The sequence below is a fragment of the Verrucosispora sp. WMMC514 genome, from assembly GCF_027497295.1.
Taxonomy (GTDB): domain Bacteria; phylum Actinomycetota; class Actinomycetes; order Mycobacteriales; family Micromonosporaceae; genus Micromonospora; species Micromonospora palythoicola.
This window is the reverse complement of record NZ_CP114906.1, coordinates 2790390-2806251: the sequence shown is the minus strand read 5'-3', so window position 1 is coordinate 2806251 and position 15862 is coordinate 2790390. Positions and strand designations below refer to the sequence as shown.

General features: G+C 72.2%; 17 protein-coding genes. 13 read left to right on the top strand and 4 right to left on the bottom strand.

Annotated features, from left to right (window positions below; translation table 11 throughout):
* Positions 1-13 precede the first annotated feature (13 nt).
* A complete protein-coding gene (locus O7597_RS12545) occupies positions 14-577 on the top strand; it encodes a YbjQ family protein (RefSeq protein WP_269740403.1) in 564 nt (187 codons plus the stop codon).
* A 105-nt stretch (positions 578-682) separates the two neighbouring features.
* On the opposite strand, the gene purB is transcribed toward O7597_RS12545, so the two are convergent.
* The gene (purB, locus tag O7597_RS12540; RefSeq protein ID WP_269740404.1) at positions 683-2107 is read right to left on the bottom strand and encodes an adenylosuccinate lyase; all 1425 of its coding nucleotides are present in this window, start codon (positions 2105-2107) and stop codon (positions 683-685) included.
* A 90-nt stretch (positions 2108-2197) separates the two neighbouring features.
* On the opposite strand from purB, the gene O7597_RS12535 reads away from it, so the two are divergent.
* Entirely contained in the window at positions 2198-2407 is a 210-nt protein-coding gene (locus O7597_RS12535; RefSeq protein WP_269740405.1) for a type II toxin-antitoxin system VapB family antitoxin, read from the top strand.
* The gene (locus O7597_RS12530; protein ID WP_269740406.1) at positions 2404-2829 is read left to right on the top strand and encodes a PIN domain nuclease; all 426 of its coding nucleotides are present in this window, start codon (positions 2404-2406) and stop codon (positions 2827-2829) included. The genes O7597_RS12535 and O7597_RS12530 overlap by 4 nt, the downstream gene beginning before the upstream one ends.
* A gap of 20 nt (positions 2830-2849) precedes the next feature.
* Here the strand turns inward: O7597_RS12530 and O7597_RS12525 are convergent, their stop codons facing one another.
* Complete coding sequence (locus tag O7597_RS12525; protein WP_269740407.1) at positions 2850-3077, bottom strand: hypothetical protein; 228 nt, start codon at positions 3075-3077, stop codon at positions 2850-2852.
* Between the two features lie 98 nt (positions 3078-3175).
* The gene (locus O7597_RS12520; protein ID WP_281582791.1) at positions 3176-4468 is read right to left on the bottom strand and encodes an acetyl-CoA C-acetyltransferase; all 1293 of its coding nucleotides are present in this window, start codon (positions 4466-4468) and stop codon (positions 3176-3178) included.
* Between the two features lie 54 nt (positions 4469-4522).
* On the opposite strand from O7597_RS12520, the gene O7597_RS12515 reads away from it, so the two are divergent.
* The 7 genes from O7597_RS12515 (at position 4523) to O7597_RS12485 (ending at position 11906) form a co-directional block, all read left to right on the top strand.
* Positions 4523-5896 (top strand): 3-oxoacyl-ACP reductase, encoded by a 1374-nt coding sequence (locus O7597_RS12515; RefSeq protein WP_281582790.1) that lies wholly within the window; start codon positions 4523-4525, stop codon positions 5894-5896.
* 308 nt (positions 5897-6204) lie between these two features.
* Complete coding sequence (locus O7597_RS12510) at positions 6205-7050, top strand: MaoC/PaaZ C-terminal domain-containing protein (RefSeq protein ID WP_281583243.1); 846 nt, start codon at positions 6205-6207, stop codon at positions 7048-7050.
* Positions 7051-7134: 84 nt separating this feature from the next.
* A complete protein-coding gene (locus O7597_RS12505) occupies positions 7135-7887 on the top strand; it encodes an NUDIX domain-containing protein (protein ID WP_281582789.1) in 753 nt (250 codons plus the stop codon).
* Positions 7884-8858 carry a serine/threonine protein kinase gene (locus tag O7597_RS12500; protein ID WP_281582788.1) on the top strand — a complete coding sequence of 325 codons (975 nt, stop codon included), beginning with the start codon at positions 7884-7886 and terminating at the stop codon, positions 8856-8858. Before O7597_RS12505 ends, O7597_RS12500 begins: the two co-directional genes overlap by 4 nt.
* 10 nt (positions 8859-8868) lie before the next feature.
* Positions 8869-9828 (top strand): hypothetical protein, encoded by a 960-nt coding sequence (locus O7597_RS12495; RefSeq protein WP_281582787.1) that lies wholly within the window; start codon positions 8869-8871, stop codon positions 9826-9828.
* A 119-nt stretch (positions 9829-9947) separates the two neighbouring features.
* The gene (locus O7597_RS12490) at positions 9948-11237 is read left to right on the top strand and encodes an adenylosuccinate synthetase (RefSeq protein WP_281583242.1); all 1290 of its coding nucleotides are present in this window, start codon (positions 9948-9950) and stop codon (positions 11235-11237) included.
* A 54-nt stretch (positions 11238-11291) separates the two neighbouring features.
* A complete protein-coding gene (locus O7597_RS12485) occupies positions 11292-11906 on the top strand; it encodes a DedA family protein (RefSeq protein ID WP_281582786.1) in 615 nt (204 codons plus the stop codon).
* Between the two features lie 11 nt (positions 11907-11917).
* Here the strand turns inward: O7597_RS12485 and O7597_RS12480 are convergent, their stop codons facing one another.
* Entirely contained in the window at positions 11918-12556 is a 639-nt protein-coding gene (locus O7597_RS12480; RefSeq protein WP_281582785.1) for a TetR/AcrR family transcriptional regulator, read from the bottom strand.
* Between the two features lie 67 nt (positions 12557-12623).
* Here O7597_RS12480 and O7597_RS12475 point away from each other — a divergent pair, with 67 nt between their 5' ends.
* Genes O7597_RS12475 through O7597_RS12465 form a run of 3 tightly spaced genes read left to right on the top strand, consistent with a single transcriptional unit; the run spans position 12624 to position 15856 of the window.
* A complete protein-coding gene (locus tag O7597_RS12475) occupies positions 12624-13076 on the top strand; it encodes an SCP2 sterol-binding domain-containing protein (RefSeq protein ID WP_093403799.1) in 453 nt (150 codons plus the stop codon).
* 1 nt (position 13077) lies between these two features.
* Positions 13078-14292: an acyl-CoA dehydrogenase family protein gene (locus O7597_RS12470; protein WP_281582784.1), complete on the top strand. Its 1215-nt coding sequence runs from the start codon at positions 13078-13080 to the stop codon at positions 14290-14292.
* A gap of 1 nt (position 14293) precedes the next feature.
* Entirely contained in the window at positions 14294-15856 is a 1563-nt protein-coding gene (locus tag O7597_RS12465; RefSeq protein ID WP_281582783.1) for an AMP-binding protein, read from the top strand.
* Positions 15857-15862 lie beyond the last annotated feature (6 nt).

Genomic DNA, 15862 nt, shown 5'->3' with positions numbered 1-15862 from the left:
CGTGGCGGCGCGGATGGTGGGCCCTGCGCCTGCCGTCCGCGCCGCGCGGTTTTTCAGCATCCGAGCAGGTGAACAAGGCTCACGATGTGCCGCACCCGGGCCTGCCAGCATCGGAATCGTGCTGGTCGTGACGACGGATCAACTTCCCGGCTACGAGATCCGCCAGATCCTCGGCGAGGTGGTCTCCTCCATGGCCAGGACCCGTAACCCGTACCGCGAAGGGGTGAAGAACCTGCGCGGTGGCGCGTACGACCCGATGGCGCCGGACAACCTCACCCGCTGGCGTACCGACTCGGTGGCCCGCCTCGGCGAGGAGGCCCGGCGGCTCGGCGCGAACGCGGTGGTGGGGATGCGATTCGACAGTCGCGACTGCGGCGAGATGTGGATGGAGATCTGCGCCTACGGCACCGCCGTCATCGTGGTCCCCAAGGTCCCCGACGTGATGCCCCCCGACCAGCCCCTGGTTGCTGCCGAGACGGCCCAGGAACCAGCCTTCGCCGAGGAACCCGGCAAGATCGCCGAGCCCCCCAGCGCCCCCACCCTCGGCACCGCCCCCGAAACCCCCACCCGCGACTGACCCCACCCACCTTCAGTCGCGTTGATCATGAAGTTGTTGCCACCCCGTCCGGCGTGGCGCGACAACAACTTCATGATCAACGAGAGATGTCCCCGGGGCGCCGAGTCAGAGGATGGGGGGTGGGGAGTAGGTGGCGGCTTGGGGGTGGGCTTCGACGATCTTGGTGATTCTGGCGGTGACTGCCTGGATCTGGGTGGGGGTGGCGCCGACGAAGGCGGCGCGGTCGGCCACCAGGGCGTCGATCTCGGGGCGGGACAGGCCCAGGCGAGGGTCGGCGGCCAGGCGGTCGAAGAGGTCGTTGTCGGGGGTGCCCTGCTCGCGCATGGCCAGGGCGACCGCGACCGCGTGCTCCTTGATCGCTTCGTGGGCGGTCTCCCGGCCGACGCCCCGACGGACGGCGGCCACCAGGATCTTGGTGGTGGCCAGGAACGGCAGGAACCGCTCCAGCTCGCGGTTGATCACCGCCGGGTACGCGCCGAACTCGTCGAGCACGGTCAGGAACGTCTGGAACAGCCCGTCGGCGGCGAAGAAGGCGTCCGGCAGGGCCACCCGGCGCACCACCGAGCAGGAGACGTCACCCTCGTTCCACTGGTCACCGGCCAACTCGCCGACCATCGACAGGTAGCCCCGGATGATCACCGCGAAGCCGTTGACCCGCTCCGACGAGCGGGTGTTCATCTTGTGCGGCATCGCGCTGGAACCGACCTGGCCGGGCTTGAAGCCCTCGGTGGCCAGCTCCTGACCGACCATCAACCGGATCGTGGTGGCCAGCGACGACGGTGCCGCGGCCACCTGAGCCAGCGCGGAGAGCACGTCGAAGTCGAGCGAGCGCGGGTAGACCTGCCCGACGCTGCCCAGCACCCGACTGAAGCCGAGGTGCTCGGCGACCCGGTGCTCCAGCTCGGCCACCTTCGCCGCGTCGCCGTCGAAGAGATCCAGCTGGTCGGCGGCGGTGCCCACCGGCCCCTTGATCCCCCGCAACGGGTACCGGACGATCAGGTCCTCCAGCCGCTCGTACGTGATCAGCAGCTCCTCGGCGGCCGACGCGAAGCGCTTGCCCAGCGTGGTGGCCTGCGCCGCCACGTTGTGCGACCGGCCGGCCATCACCACGTCGGCGTACTCGTGGGCGTGCCAGGCGAGCCGGGCCAGCGTCGCCACCACCCGGTCCCGGATCAGCTCCAGCGAGCGGCGCACCTGGAGCTGCTCGACGTTCTCGGTGAGATCCCGGGAGGTCATCCCCTTGTGCACGTGCTCGTGCCCGGCGAGCGCGCTGAACTCCTCGATCCGGGCCTTCACGTCGTGCCGGGTGACCCGCTCCCGCGCCGCGATCGAGGCCAGGTCGACATCGTCGAGCACCCGCTCGTACGCCTCGACCACCCCGTCCGGCACCGGCACACCCAGATCCCGTTGCGCCCGCAGCACGGCCAGCCAGAGCCGCCGTTCCAGCCGGACCTTCTCCTCCGGCGACCAGAGAGTGACCAGCTCGGGCGAGGCGTACCGATTGGCAAGCACGTTCGGAATCATCGTCACCCCGCCATTCTCGCGTCATCGCGGCTCAGCTACCCGAGCGGGTCCAGCCGGATATACTGGCTCCGCAAGTCGTATATAGGGGGGCGCTCGATGACCAAGATCCTGGTGGACGTCGACGACGAGGCGCTGGCCGACGCCGCCGCCGCGTTCGGCACCAAGACCAAGAAGGACACCGTCAACGTCGCCCTTCGGGAAGCGGCGGCGCGGTTGCGCCGCGCCCGGGCGCTCGCCGAGCTGAGCGACCGGGCCCAGGCGGGCGATTTCGACGAGCTGTTGGAGAAGACGACCTACCGGCCATGAGCTACGCCGAATATCTCGTCGACACCAGCGCGCTCGTCCGGCTGCTGCGGGATCCGACCGTACGGGATCGCTGGGAGCAGCCACTCGTCGCCGGCCTGCTCGCCGTCTGCCCGCTGGTCGAGTTGGAATTCCTCTACTCCGCCCGCTCGGCCAGCGACCGCGCCCGACTGACGGAGCTGCTCCGTACCGTGTTCGGTTGGGTGCCGGTGTCGGAACGGGGCTACGAACGGGCGGCCGAGATCCAGAGCGAGTTGACCGACCGGGGCACCCACCGCTCAGCCGGAGCAGTCGACCTGCTGATCGCCGCAACCGCCGAATATCACGGGCTGTCCCTGCTGCACTACGACCGCGACTTCGACCAGATCGCGAACGTGACCGGCCAGCCGATGCGATGGTTGGCCCCCGTCGGCAGCATCAAGTAGTCCGCCGATCTGTGTTCAGGTCACCATCCGCGGAGAGCCAACGGCTCCTCGCGCGTGATGGCCGCCAAGGCATCACCGACGTAGTCGACCAGGTCGGGCGGCAGCGCCGAAGCCTGCACCCAACAGAGTTCACTGCACTTGTCGGGCTCTGCGATGAACGGCTCACCGCGCCAGCGGGCCACCGAGAAGAACAGGTGAAAGTACTCGCGGTCCGCAGGGTCCTCCGGGGCGGAATGCATCAGCAGCACAAGGCGACAGCTCTGCTGGGCGGGCGAGCACCGACGCCCGTCCCACCACCCAGCGGCGGGACGGCCGATCCGGAGCAGACGGACCGGCGTCCGGTGGGTCAGCGTTCCAGGATGGCGGTTACGCCCTGGCCGCCGGCGGCGCAGATGGAGATGAGGCCGCGTCCGGTGCCCTTTTCGGCGAGCAGTTTGGCCAGGGTGGCGACGATCCGGCCGCCGGTGGCGGCGAACGGGTGACCGGCGGCCAGCGACGAGCCGTTGACGTTCAGCTTGTCGGTGTCGATGGGGCCGAGCGGGGCGTCCAGGCCGAGGCGGTCCTTGCAGAACTCCGGTGACTCCCAGGCCGCCAGGGTCGCCAGCACCTGCGAGGCGAACGCCTCGTGGATCTCGTAGTAGTCGAAGTCCTGGAGGGTGAGCCCGGCCCGGTCGAGCAGCCGGGGCACCGCGTACGCGGGCGCCATCAGCAACCCCTCCTCGCCGTGCACGAAGTCCACCGCGCCCGTCTCGGACCAGGAGAACCAGGCCAGCACGGGCAGGTTGTGCTCGCGCGCCCAGTCCTCGCTGGCCAGCAGGACGGTGGAGGCGCCGTCGGTCAGCGGCGAGGAGTTGCCGGCGGTCATGGTGGCCCGTTCGGCGTCCGGCCCCTTGGCGCCGAAGACCGGCCGCAGCGTGCCCAGCTTCTCCAGGGTGGTGTCCGGGCGGAGGTTCGCATCGCGGGTCAGCCCCAGGTAGGGGGTCATCAGGTCGTCGAAGAAGCCCTTGTCGTAGGCGGCGGCCAGCCGCTGGTGCGACCGCAGCGCCAACTCGTCCTGCGCCTGCCGGTCGACGTTCCAGCGCAGCGCGGTCTGCGCGGCGTGCTCACCCATGGACAGGCCGGTACGCGGCTCGGCGTTGCGGGGGATCTCCGGCCTGAACGGCTGGGCCGGGCGCAGCTTCGCCGCGATCCGCAGCCGCTCGCCGAGGGTGCGGGCGGAGTTGAGCTTGAGCAGGGTGCGGCGCATGTCCTCGTTCACCGCGAGCGGCGCGTCGGAGGTGGTGTCGACGCCACCGGCGATGCCGACGTCGAGCTGACCGAGGGCGATCTTGTTGGCGACCAGGATGACGGCCTCCAGCCCGGTGCCGCAGGCCTGCTGGATGTCGTACGCCGGGGTGCGCGGGTCGAGCTTCGAGCCGAGCACCACCTCGCGGGTGAGGTTGAAGTCCTTCGAGTGCTTGAGCACCGCACCGGCGACGACCTCGCCGACCCGCTGCCCGGCCAGACCGAACCGGGCGATCAGCCCGTCCAGCGCGGCACCGAGCATGTCGGAGTTGGAGGCGCTGGCGTAGCGCGAGTTGGAGCGGGCGAAGGGGATCCGGTTGCCGCCGATGACCGCGACCCGTCGAACGTTCTGCACGATCCGCCTCCTCGAAAGTGTTGCCCACACCCTACTCACCAGTAGGCTACGCCTATGACCGACAGGTATGCGAGCTTCGTCCAGTCGGGGGCCGGGCGGGCGCTGGTCAAGCGCCTCGGGCTGCCCGATCCGCCGCGACTGCGCCGGCACGCACCCGGCGAGCCGATTCTGCCCGGGCTGGTCCTGCTCGGTGCGGCCACCGGCGGGCGGCTCGCCGAACCGGTCGGCAAGGCCCTGGCCGCCGCCGGGCTCGCGCTGCGCGACCCGGCCACCGCCGTGCCCGATCCGGCAACCGGTCGTACGCCGGAAAGTGCCGCCCTCGTCTTCGACGCTACCGGCATCACCGAGTCGTCACAGCTGCGCCAGCTCTACGACTTCTTCCACCCGCAGGCCCGGGCGGTGCAGCCCAGCGGCCGGGTGATCGTGCTGGGCACCCCGCCGGCCGAGTGCGGCACGCCCCGCGAGGCGACCGCCCAACGGGCCCTGGAGGGGTTGACCCGCAGCATCGGCAAGGAGTTCGGCCGGGGCATCACCGCACAGCTGGTGTACGTCACGCGCAACGCCGACGAGGGGACCTGGACCAGCCTTGAGGGGACCCTGCGGTTCCTGCTGTCGGGCCGCTCCGCGTACGTGTCGGGACAGGTGATCCGGGTCGGCGCGGGCCAGGCCACCGTTCCGGCCGACTGGGACCGCCCACTCGACGGGCAGGTGGTGCTGGTCACCGGTGCGGCCCGAGGCATCGGTGCGGCGCTGGCCCGGGTGCTGGCCCGCGACGGGGCGACCGTGGTGGCACTGGACATCCCGGCCGCCGGAGACGAGTTGGCCGCGGTGGCCAACGAGATCGGCGGCAGTGCGGTGCAGCTCGACCTGACCGCCGCCGACGCACCGGTCCGGCTCGCCGAGCACCTGGCCAACCGGCACGGCCGGGTGGACGTGGTGGTGCACAACGCCGGCATCACCCGGGACAAGACCCTCGGCCGGATGGACGCCGACCGGTGGGACCAGGTCATCGACGTCAACCTGTCCAGCCAGGAACGGATCAACGACCTGCTGCTGGAGCGCGGGTTGATCCCGGCCGGCGGGCGGATCATCGGTGTCTCCTCGATCGCCGGGATCGCCGGCAACCGGGGCCAGACCAACTACGCCACCAGCAAGGCCGGGGTCGTCGGGCTGGTCGACTCGCTCGCCCCGGCGTTGCGCGAGCGGCAGATCAGCGTCAACGCGGTCGCCCCCGGATTCATCGAGACCCGGCTGACCGCCCGGATCCCGCTGGTGCTGCGGGAGGCCGGCCGCCGGATGAACAGCCTCTCGCAGGGCGGGTTGCCGGTGGACGTCGCCGAGACCATCGGCTGGCTCGCCTGGCCGGCCTCCGGTGCGGTCAGCGGCAACGTGGTCCGGGTCTGCGGCCAGAGCCTGCTGGGGGCGTGATGGCCAGGCGTAGACGTGGTGACGAGCCGGCCGACGACCTGTCGGTCGGTGAGCTGATCGACGGGCCGACCGAGATCCTGACCCCGGAGATCCGGGCCGCCGCGCTCGCCGGCGCGGCCGGCGACGCGGACCTGGAGAAGACCCGTGACCTGTCCGGCCACGCTCCGGCCGGCGGTGGCGACGCGCCGACCGTCTCACCTACGGCGGATCCGGCGGCGTCGACGTCCGCCGGCACGCGCCGGACCGGCACCAGCGGCGGCGTCCCGACCGGCCCGCCGGCGAGCGGGGATCCGGCGGCGCGGGCCCGGGTGGAGTTGCCCCGGTTGCCGGCGGCCGGGCCGCTGTACCGGCGGGCGTTGCTGCACGCGCTGCCAGGGCTGGGTGGGCGGCGCGGTGAGACGGTGCCGGCGGTGGAACTGGCGGTGAACGGCGTGCCGGTGGATCCGGAGCGGCTGGCCGACTACGACCGGGTCTGCGGGTTCCGCCTCGCCGACCGGCTGCCCGCGACCTTTCCGCACGTCATGGGCTTTCCGCTGGCGCTGCGTCTGATCACCGCGCCGGAGTTCCCGATCCCGCTGACCGGAGTGGTGCACGTCGGCAACCGGATCACGGTGCGCCGACCGGTCACCGTCACCGACCGACTGGACTTCACCACCTGGGCGGAGAATCTGCGTCCGCACGACCGGGGGCGGCAGGTGGACGTCGTACTCGTCGGGTCGGTCGGTGGCGAGGAGGTGTGGCGCGGCGTCTCGACGTACCTCGGCCGGCAGCGCACCCCGGACGGCGGTGAGCGGCGCGACCAGGGTGAGCGAACCCCACCGCCGGCCGCCACCGCCCGCTGGCCTGTCACGCCCCGGGTGGGTACGGACTACGCGCGGGTCTCCGGCGACCACAACCCGATCCACACCTCGCGGCTGGGCGCGCGGCTGCTCGGCTTCCCCCGACCGATCGCGCACGGCATGTGGAGCAAGGCCCGGTGTCTCGCGGCACTGGAGAGCCGGCTGCCCGACGCGTACACGGTGGACGTGGCGTTCAAGCTGCCGGTGCCGCTGCCCGGCGTGGTGGCCTTCAGCGCCACCCCGCTCGATTCGGGCTGGGATTTCAGCCTGCACGACCGACGGGGTCGCCCACACCTGGTGGGCACCATCCGCTGAGCGGGGCCGGGCACTTGCCCGGCCCTGTCTTTTCCGCTAGGTTCTTCTCAAGTCGAGATGTTCTCTGATTGAGAGTGACCGAGCGTGAACGAGCAGGATTTCCTCGCCGCCTACGACCCGCACGCCTACCCGGCGGTCGCAGTCACCGTCGACATCGTCGCCCTGACCATCCGCGACGGCGCTCTGCACCTGCTGCTGATTCGCCGGGGCGAGCAGCCGCACGCCGGCCTCTGGGCCCTTCCCGGCGGTTTCGTCCGGCCGGACGAGGACCTGGTGGCCGCCGCCCGGCGAGAGCTGGCCGAGGAGACCGGTCTCGACGGCGAGCCCCTCCGTCGCGTCCACGTCGAGCAGTTGGCCTCCTACGGCGCGCCCGACCGCGACCCCCGGATGCGGATCGTCTCGATCGCCCATCTCGCCTTCGCGCCCGACCTGCCGGACGCGACGGCCGGCACCGACGCCGACGAGGCGGTCTGGGTGCCGGTCGCCGAGCTGACCAACCGGCAGCTCGCCTTCGACCACGGCCAGATCGTCGCCGACGGGCTGGAACGGGCGCGCGCCAAACTGGAATACACCCCGCTGGCCACCCGCTTCCTCGCGACCGAGTTCACCATCGGGGAGCTGCGGGCCGTCTACGAGACGGTCTGGGGGCACCAGCTGCACGCCGGCAACTTCCACCGCAAGGTGCTCTCGGTGCCGGGCTTCGTGGAGAGCACCGGTGCCAGCACCGAACGCGGCGGCACCCGGGGCGGCCCGCGGGCCCGGCTCTACCGGGCCGGCGACGCCCGGCTGCTGCACCCGGCGCTGCTGCGCCCGGCACGCGAGGAGACGGTGCGATGACCACCGACGAGGCGATCCGCCTGGTGACCACCGCCCGTGACGACGACGAACTGTTCGGTGGCGACGCGCCGGAGCGGCGCTACCGGGAACTCGTCGGCGCCCTGCACCCGGACCGGCTCGGCTGGGCCGGTCCGGGGATCCGGGCGGCCGCCACCGCCGCCTTTCTCCGGGTCACCAGCCGCTGGCGGGCCCGGCGGGTCACCGTGCTGCACGGTTACCGGTGCGGGCGGCCCGCGTACTCCGGCGACCTCGCCGACCTGTACGACGTCGGTGCGGACCGGTTGCTCAAGTTGCCGCGCGACGCGGCCGACAACGACCTGATGGTGCGCGAGCAACGGGCCCTGCGCACGCTCGCCGAACGGGGTGACCCGCGCTGGCTGCCGTACGTCCCCCGGCTGGTCGACAGCTTCACCCACCGCGACGCCGACACCGGTGCGGAACGCCGGATCACCGTGCTCGGCACCGCGCCCGGGCTGCACAGCCTGGTCGAGGTGCGGCGCGCCTATCCGGACGGGCTGGACGGCCGGGACGTGGCGTGGATGTGGCGGCGGCTCCTGGTCGCCCTCGGCCTGGCCCACCGCGCGGGTCTGGTGCACGGTGCGGTGCTGCCGTCACACGTGCTGATCGACCCCGCCGCCCACGGCCTGGTGCTCGTCGACTGGTGCTTCTCCACCGTGCCGGGCGGCCGGGTGCCGGCGATGGTGCCCGACCACGACACCTGGTACCCGCCCGAGGTGCCCGACCGGGGCCCGTGCGGGCCCGGCACCGACATCTTCATGGCCACCCGCTGCATGACCTGGCTGCTGAACCGCGACGCCCCACGCCAGCTGCTCGACTTCGCCCGGGGCTGCCGGCAACGGCTCCTGCGGGCCCGCCCCGACGACGCCTGGCTGCTGCTGCGCGAACTCGACGAGGTGCTGCACCACCTCTACGGGCCGCGCACCTTCCGCCCCTTCACCCTCAACCCCTAAGGAGGCTGCCATGGGCAGCGGAGCATGGTCCACCGATGTGTACGACGCCGCCGACCGCTACCGCCGGGCCACCGGCACCAGCGCCTTCTCCTACAGCGACAGCGGGGCCCGGGTGGTGCACCCGGCGCTGGACCCGCGCGGCGCGGTCCGGGAGAGCCGGGACAGCGCGGAACACCCGCGGTCGACCCCCGTCGCGGTCCTGTTCGACGTGACCGGCTCGATGGGGCACGTGCCCCGCGTCCTCCAGGCCAAGCTGCCGCAGTTGCTGGGGCTGCTGCTGCGCCAGGGCTACGCCCGCGACCCGCAGATCATGTTCGGCGCGATCGGCGACGCCACCTGTGACCGGGTGCCGTTGCAGGTGGGGCAGTTCGAGTCCGACAACCGGATGGACGACGATCTCGGTCGGATCGTGCTGGAGGGTGGCGGCGGCGGCCAGATGCGGGAGTCGTACGAGCTGGCGCTGTACTTCATGGCCCGGCACACGGTCACCGACAGCTGGGAGAAGCGGGGCCGGCGCGGCTACCTGTTCGTCATCGGCGACGAACTGGCGTACCCGCGGGTGAAGTCGGGCGAGGTGGCCCGGCTCATCGGCGACGACCTGGGCGAGGACGTGCCGATGCGGCAGATCGTCGACGAGGTCACCCGCCGCTGGGACACCTACTACCTGCTGCCCGCCGGCAGCCACTACTCCGGCAACCGCCGGGTGCTCGACTTCTGGCGCGACCTGCTCGGCCAGCAGGCTCTGGAGCTGGACGACCTGGCCGCGGTCTGCGAGACCATCGCGCTCACCGTCGGTCTCGGCGAGCAGGCGATCGACCTTGACCAGGGCCTGCGGGACCTGGACCGGGCCGGTTCGTCCGCCACCGGCACGGTGTCGCAGGCGCTCGCCCGGTTGGGCGGAAGTTCGCGGGCCGAGGTGTCGGAGCTGCCGACCGGTCGGACCACCGGTCGCGGAGTGGTCCGGCTGTGACCCGGACGGCGGCGGGTGTGGTCCCGGGCGGCAGGGTGACCGGCGAGCCGGCGGACGCCGTGGCGGGTCGGTGGTCGACGGGCGGGTCGGCGGCGAGGGGGCCGCACGACCAGCACGTGATCGTGGTCGACCTCGGGTACGGCGACGCGGGGAAGGGCACCGTCGTCGACTGGCTCTGCGCGACCCGGCCGGTACGGACGGTGGTGCGGTTCAACGGGGGTGCGCAGGCGGCACACAACGTCGTGCTGCGCGACGGCCGGCACCACACGTTCGCCCAGTTCGGCGCGGGCACCTTCCGGCCCGGGGTACGCACCCACCTGTCCCGGCACGTGGTGGTGGACCCGCTGGCCCTGGCCGCCGAGGCGGACCACCTCGCCGCCGTCGGGGTGCCCGACGCGCTCGACCGACTGACCGTGGACGGTGCGGCGCTGCTGGCCACCCCTTACCACCGGGCCGCCAACCGGGCCCGGGAACTGGCCCGTGGAGCCGACCGGCACGGTTCCTGCGGGCTGGGGGTGGGCGAGGCCGTCGCGTACGGTCTCGCCCACCCCGACCAGGCGCCCCGGGTGGCGGACTGCCGCAGCCCGGAGTTGCTGCGCCGCCGGCTGACCGTGCTGCGGGACCGGCTCAGCGCCGAACTCGGCCCGCTGGACGCCCCGCCGGTCGCCGACTGCCTGCCCGCGTACCGGGCCTTCGCCGAGCGGGTGGAAATCGTGGACCGGAGCTGGCTCGTCGCGGAGCTGCGCGCCGGCACCTGCGTGTTCGAGGGCGCGCAGGGGGTGCTGCTGGACGAGTGGCACGGCTTCCACCCGTACACCACGTGGAGCACCACCACCGCCGCCAACGCGGAGGCACTGCTGGCCGAGGCCGGGCTGGCCGGATCGGCGACCCGGCTGGGCGTGCTGCGCACGGTCACCACCCGGCACGGGCCGGGCCCGCTGGTGACCGAGGATCCGGCGCTCGGGTTGACCGATCCGCACAATCCGACGAACCCGTGGCAGGGCCGTTTCCGGTTCGGTCACTTCGACGCCGTCGCCCACGCGTACGCCCTGGCGGCCGCCGGTGGGGTCGACGGCCTGGCGCTGACCCACCTGGATCTCGTCGGTCAGGGTCTCGACCTGCGGATCTGCCACCGCTACACCGACCCGGACGGGCTGGCGCCCGGCCCACCCGGCGACCTCGACCGGCAGGCGGCGCTCACCACCCGCCTGCTGCGGGCCAGACCGGTGTACGACGCTCCGTCGCCGGTCGACTGGCCCACGGCGGTCGAGCAGGCGCTGGGCGTACCCGTGGTGCTCACCTCCCACGGGCCCACCGCCGAGGACAAGGCGGTTCGGCTCGACGCCAACCATGCGGGACGCGGCGCGGTCACCCGGTCGACGGTGGCAACGGGTGGAAGGCCCCATTAGCGGTGATCCGTCCGTCCCGGCCCGGTGCCTCCGCCCGGCAGCGAGCATGTAGCCATGGAGGCCGCGCTCGACCTGCTCCGGCACACGCTCACCTCGCCGTGGGTGTATCTGCTGCTGTTCGGGCTCACCGCTGTCGACGCGGTCCTCCCGCTGGTGCCGGCCGAGGCGGCGGTCATCACCGCCACCGTCCTCGCCACCGGCGGCGAGCCGAACCTGGTGGTGGTGTTCGTGGTGACCATGCTCGGTGCCGTGCTCGGCGACCACGTCTCCTACGCCATCGGGCGCGGCGGCGGCTCGCGTCGGCTGGATCGCTCCCCCGAGAACAGCCGACGCCGGGCCGGATCGCAGTGGGCCCGGCGGGCGGTGTGCCGGCACGGCGGCGTCATCCTGACCTCCGCCCGGTACCTGCCCGGCGGGCGGACGGCGGTCACCCTGACCATGGGGGCGGTGCGCTACCCACTGCGCCCGTTTCTGCTCTACGACCTGATCGGCGGCGGGACGTGGGCGCTGTACTGCGTGCTGCTCGGCCTCGTCGGCGGGCTGGCCTTCGAGCGTGAACCGATCTACGGGATCCTGGCCGGCATCGGCCTGTCGGTCGCGGTCACGTTGCTGGTGCAAGTGGCACGCGGGCTGCGCCGCCGGGCCCACCACCGGGCCGCCCGGCGCTGAGGCCCGGCCGGTCAGGCCACGGGCGGACGCCAGGTCAGGCCGTGCAGCAGTTGCCCGGCGCCGAGCCAGGCGACGTTCATCATCTGGGTGGCGGTCTTCTCCGGGTCGGCCTCCGGATGGTCGGCCAGCCAGTCGGCCAGTGACTCGCTCGCACCGACCAGCGCGTACGCGACCACCTCCAGCTCGGTGTCGGCCACCTCGCGCCCCTCGGCGCGCAGCGCGTGGTCGAGCATCCCGGCGACCACCTCCACCAGCCGGGCCCGCATGACGGTCAGCTCACGCGCGAAGGGCTGCTCGGCGCGGGCCTGCCGGTAGAGCACCGCCCAGCCGTCCCGGTGCGCGCCGACGAAGCCGAGGAACGCCCGTAGTCCGCGCCAGAGTCGCTCGTCGGCGGGCAGGTCGGGGGCGGCGGCTCCGGCGATGGCCTCCATCATCCGGGTGCCCTCACGGTGCAGGCAGGCGACGAAGAGTTCCTCCTTGGTGCCCAGGTACGCGTACACCATGGGCTTGGAGATGCCCGCCACCTCGGCGATCTCGTCCATGCTGGCGCCGTGGTACCCGCGCCGGGAGAAGATCCGTACCGCGGAGTCGAGCATCTGCTGCTGCCGTACGGCGCGCGGGAGGCGCTTGAAGGCGGGACCGGTGGACACCTTGCGAGCATACCTACTCGTGCGTAAGGTTACGCACGAGTAGCCACTGTCCGAGAGGTGCCTTCCCATGACTGACTTCGACCCGGCCAACTTCGCGAACGTCGGCCCGAAGGAGTTCGCCCAGCTCGTCAAGAACACCCCGGAGAGCAAGCTGGCCGAGGTGATGTCCGGTGACCTGCGCGGCAAGATCCTCGGTGAGGTCTTCGGGCGGATGCCGCAGCTGTTCCGCGCCGACCGGGCCGGCTCCACCAACGCGGTCATCCACTGGAACATCACCGGCGCCCCGGACGGCGGCACCGACACCTACGAGGTGGTCATCGCCGACGGCACCTGCACGGTCAACGAGACGCCGCAGCACGACCCCCGGCTCAGCCTGACCATGGGCCCGGTCGAGTTCCTGAAGATCGTCTCCGGCGGCGCCAACCCGGTCATGATGTTCATGACCGGCAAGCTCAAGGCAAAGGGTGACCTGGGCCTGGCCGCCAACATCGCGAACCTCTTCGACATCCCCAAGGCCTGACATGGCCGAGTTCTCGCTCGACCTGAACGAGGAACAGCGGGATCTACGGGACTGGGTGCACGGCTTCGCCAGCGAGGTCGTGCGCCCAGCCGCGGCCGAGTGGGACGCCCGAGAGGAGACCCCCTGGCCGATCATCCAGGAGGCGGCGAAGGTCGGGCTCTACGGCTTCGAGTTCCTCGCCACCTGCTGGGCCGATCCCACCGGGCTGTCGCTGCCGATCGCCAGCGAGGAACTGTTCTGGGGCGACGCCGGGATCGGGCTGAGCATCTTCGGCACCTCGCTCGCGGTCGCCGCCATCTACGGCGCCGGCACCCCGGACCAGCTCGTCGAATGGGTGCCGCAGTGCTTCGGCGACGCCGACTCCCCGGCCGTCGCCGCCTTCTGCAGCTCGGAGCCGGAGGCCGGTTCGGACGTCGCCGCCATGCGTACCCGGGCGACCTACGACGAGGCCACCGACGAGTGGGTGCTGAGCGGGCAGAAGGCGTACGCCACCAACGGCGGGATCGCCGGGGTGCACGTGGTGACCGCCTCCGTCGAACCGGAACTGGGCTCGCGGGGACAGGCCGCGTTCGTCGTACCACCGGGCACCGCCGGCCTCTCCGCCACCCGCAAGCTGCGCAAGCTCGGCCTGCGCGCCTCACACACGGCCGACGTCTTCCTCGACGACGTCCGGGTACCGGGTCGGTGCCTGCTCGGCGGCAAGGAGGCGTTGGCGGAACGCCTGGCCCGCGCCCGCTCCGGGCAACGCGCCTCCGGCCAGGCCGCGATGCGTACGTTCGAGCTGTCCCGACCCACCGTCGGCGCGCAGGCGCTCGGCGTGGCCCGGGCCGCCTACGAGTACGCCCTGGCGTACGCGAAGGAACGCGTGCAGTTCGGTCGCCCGATCATCACCAACCAGGCGGTCGCGTTCGCGCTGGCCGACATGCGGATGGAGATCGACGCCGCCCGGCTGCTGGTCTGGCGGGCCTCCTGGATAGGCCGCAACAACCGGCCGTTCACCGCCGGTGAGGGCTCGATGTCCAAGCTCAAGGCCGGCGAGGTGGCCGTCTCGGTGACCGAGAAGGCGGTCCAACTGCTCGGTGGTGCCGGCTTCCTCCGGGACCACCCGGTCGAACGCTGGTACCGGGACGCCAAGATCTACACCATCTTCGAGGGCACCTCGGAGATCCAGCGGCTGGTCATCTCCCGGGCGATCTCCGGGATGCCGATCCGCTGACATGGATTTGCCGTTCATCGTCACCACGCTGACCCGGCGGGGGCTGCTCGCCCCGGGTCGTCCGATCCGCGTCGCGTCGCAGCTCAGCGCGCTACGCAAGTGGGGTTGGAGCCTCGCCGGTGAACTGCGCCAGGCGGCGGCCCGGGACCCGGGCCGGGTCGCCGTCATCGACGAGCAGGGCACCGAGCTGACGTACGCCGAACTGCTCGACCGGTCCACGCGGCTCGCCCGGGCGCTGCGCGCCGCGCTCGGCGTCCAGGCCGGCGACCGGATCGCCGTGCTCGGTCGCAACCACCCGGGCCTGATCGAGACCATCGTCGCCGCCACCCTGCTGGGCGCCGACGCGGTGCTGGTCAACACCGGTCTCTCAGCGGCGCAACTGGCCACCGTGGCGCAGGAGCAGCGAATGCGGATCCTGGTGCACGACGACGAGTTCACCGAGCGGACCCTCGGGTTGCCGGCGGACCTGCACCGTCTCGATGAGCAGGCCCGCAACGAACTGATCGACACCGCGCTTCCCGGCGAACTGCGCCCGCCCGAGCGGGACGGCCGGATCATCGTGCTCACCTCCGGCACCACCGGTGCACCCCGGGGCGCCCGCCGGCCCACCCCGAACGGCTTCGGCCCGCTGGTCTCCATCATCGACCGGATCCCGCTGCACGTCCGCGACCGGGTGCTGATCGCCGCCCCGATCTTCCACACCTGGGGGTACGCGGCCCTACAGGTCTGCTTCGCCCTGCGGGCCACGATCGTGCTGCACCGACGCTTCGACCCGGCCGCCACCCTCGACGCCTTGGTGCGGCACCGCTGTCAGGCGCTGTTCGCGGTGCCGGTGATGCTGCAACGACTGATGGAGCTGCCGCCGCCGGAGCGCCGGCCACCGCTGAAGGTGGTCGCGGTGAGCGGCTCGGCGCTGCCCGGCGGGCTGCCGGCGGAGTTCATGGACACCTACGGCGACGTGCTCTACAACCTCTACGGGTCGACCGAGGCTTCCTGGGCCTCCATCGCCCCCCCTGCCGACCTGCGACGGGCACCCACCACCGCGGGCAGACCGCCGCACGGAACCCGGCTGGAGATCGTCGACGACGATGGTCGACCGGTGGCCGCCGGCCGGGTCGGGCGGATCCTGGTCGGCAACGAGATGCTCTTCGAGGGCTACACCTCGGGGGCCGACCGGGCTCGGCACGACGGCCTGCTGGACACCGGCGATCTGGGCCGGGTCAACACCGACGGACTGCTCTTCGTGGACGGCCGCGCCGACGACATGATCGTCTCCGGCGGGGAGAACGTCTTTCCCGCCGAGGTGGAACAGCTGCTCACCCAGCTCCCCCAGGTGCGGGAGGCCGCCGTCATCGGCGTACCCGACCCCGACTACGGCCAGCGGCTCGCCGCCTTCCTCGCCCTGTACCCCGGCGAAACCCTCGACGCCGAGGCGGTCCGCGAGTACGTCCGGCACTACCTGGCCCGCTTCTCGGTGCCCCGCGACGTCGTCTTCGTCAGGTACCTGCCCCGCAACGCCACCGGCAAGGTGCTCACCCGCGAACTGCGCCGCTACTACGGCTGACATCCG

Excerpts from the sequence above, each read along its gene's own strand:
- O7597_RS12535 (WP_269740405.1), top strand. The coding sequence starts at position 2,198 with ATGACCAAGATCCTGGTGGACGTCGACGACGAGGCGCTGGCCGACGCC.
- O7597_RS12465 (WP_281582783.1), top strand. The coding sequence starts at position 14,294 with ATGGATTTGCCGTTCATCGTCACCACGCTGACCCGGCGGGGGCTGCTC.
- O7597_RS12470 (WP_281582784.1), top strand. The coding sequence starts at position 13,078 with ATGGCCGAGTTCTCGCTCGACCTGAACGAGGAACAGCGGGATCTACGG.
- O7597_RS12500 (WP_281582788.1), top strand. The coding sequence starts at position 7,884 with ATGACCACCGACGAGGCGATCCGCCTGGTGACCACCGCCCGTGACGAC.
- O7597_RS12515 (WP_281582790.1), top strand. The coding sequence starts at position 4,523 with ATGACCGACAGGTATGCGAGCTTCGTCCAGTCGGGGGCCGGGCGGGCG.
- O7597_RS12485 (WP_281582786.1), top strand. The coding sequence starts at position 11,292 with ATGGAGGCCGCGCTCGACCTGCTCCGGCACACGCTCACCTCGCCGTGG.
- O7597_RS12545 (WP_269740403.1), top strand. The coding sequence starts at position 14 with ATGGTGGGCCCTGCGCCTGCCGTCCGCGCCGCGCGGTTTTTCAGCATC.
- O7597_RS12475 (WP_093403799.1), top strand. The coding sequence starts at position 12,624 with ATGACTGACTTCGACCCGGCCAACTTCGCGAACGTCGGCCCGAAGGAG.
- O7597_RS12495 (WP_281582787.1), top strand. The coding sequence starts at position 8,869 with ATGGGCAGCGGAGCATGGTCCACCGATGTGTACGACGCCGCCGACCGC.
- O7597_RS12530 (WP_269740406.1), top strand. The coding sequence starts at position 2,404 with ATGAGCTACGCCGAATATCTCGTCGACACCAGCGCGCTCGTCCGGCTG.